1 pseudogene is annotated in these 1,648 nt (G+C 38.8%); it reads left to right on the top strand.

Features of this window, described 5'->3' with window-relative positions:
* Positions 1–1,648: pseudogene (locus WBN20_RS03575) on the top strand (SusC/RagA family TonB-linked outer membrane protein); the annotation flags it as partial.

Genomic DNA, 1,648 nt, shown 5'->3' with positions numbered 1-1,648 from the left:
AGGCAAATTCCTGTACTGGACGCAACAGAATATGGTATCATTGTTAATGAGGCTTTTGCCGCAGGTGGGGGCAGTTTGCCTTATCCCGATGTTTCTTCTTTGGGGAGAGGTACCGACTGGCAAGATGAAGTATTCCAAACCGCTCCGATAATTAACCAAAATATTACTGTAAGCGGAGGTGGTGAAAAAACAACATTTTCTGCTGCATCGTCTTATTTAACTCAGGATGGGATTGTAGGAGGTCCTAAGGCTAATTTTAGAAGATATACTACCAGAGTTAATTTAAATTCAGAAATCTTTGAAGATTTCAATGTGGTGGCCAACCTCCTATATACCGGTACGAATCGAAAAACACTTCCGGAAAACGCTTTAGGATCAGTACTGTTTAATGCACTTAACAATGCACCTGCTTTTGCAGTAAAAGATAGAAATGGTGAATTTACCCTTGCTGAAGGCCTGGGTAATGAAGTAATTAACCCTCTGGCTCAGGTTGCAAATACCTTTAATCAAACTAATGTAGATAAGATAAGCGGAAAATTAGGAGTCAGCTATCTTTTCCTGAACGATTTTACTGCAGAAGCCAGCTTTCAGTTTAACTATGCAGAGGTCAAAGGAAAAAGCTTTAACCCAACTGTATTTTACGGATCGGGAAAAGTCTTTAATAATACGGGCAGGCCAACGCTTTTCGTAAATAAGGATATATTCAGGGACTATACGTTTGACGCCTTTATAAACTATGATAAAACCCTGGGTGAAGATCATAATATAAAAGGAACCCTGGGAACATCTGTATTTGAAACCAGTGGTATATTCTCCGGAACTACACAGGGATTTTTTGAATCGGATGTAGACTTTGCATCAGCCAGAATAGAAGATACCGTGGATCAGCAAAATGGCTTAAAGGATAGCGGATTAAGTGGTGAGTTTAGGGATAGGCTATTATCTTACTTCCTAAGAGCCCAATACAATTATAAAGGTAAATACCTTGTTTCGGCCATTATAAGAAGGGACGGATCCTCTAAGTTTGGACCTAATAATAGATTTGGTTATTTTCCTTCAGGCTCCGTTGGATGGGTAGCTTCAGATGAAAACTTTTTAGAAGATAGTAATGTAATTAACTTCTTGAAATTAAGGGGAAGTTATGGTATAGTTGGAAATGACAGAATACCCAGTAATGCTTTTAGATCGGTTTTATCCGGCGAAGCTACTTATGTTTTATCCAATCAACTTGTTTTTGGTAAAGCGGTTGGGGTACTTTCAAATCCGGAAATTCAATGGGAAGAACAAAAAACATTAGATGTTGGTGTAGATATAAGGTTAATTGACAATAGGATTGATATCACAGCAGATTACTTTAATAAACGAACAGACGGACTCTTACTACAACCTCCGGTTTCAGGAATATTGGGGGCTGCTGCTCCCGGGTCACAACCCCCTGTTGTAAATGCAGGTCTCGTTGAAAACAGTGGATTTGAATTTGCCATCGGATACAGTAACAACTCTTCTAATGACTTCACTTTTGGAATAAATTATAATGTTACTTTTTTAAATAACGAGGTAATTTCTGTGAATAATGGAGTCGGTTTTATTGCTGCGGGATCTTTTGGTGTAGGCCAGGAACCACCATCAAGAATGGAAGGAGGAAAAC

The sequence above is a fragment of the Eudoraea sp. genome, from assembly GCF_049665975.1.
In the GTDB taxonomy this organism is placed as follows: domain Bacteria; phylum Bacteroidota; class Bacteroidia; order Flavobacteriales; family Flavobacteriaceae; genus Eudoraea.
Note: the sequence above shows the minus strand (reverse complement) of the source record. Positions and strands in the feature narration are given on the sequence as shown.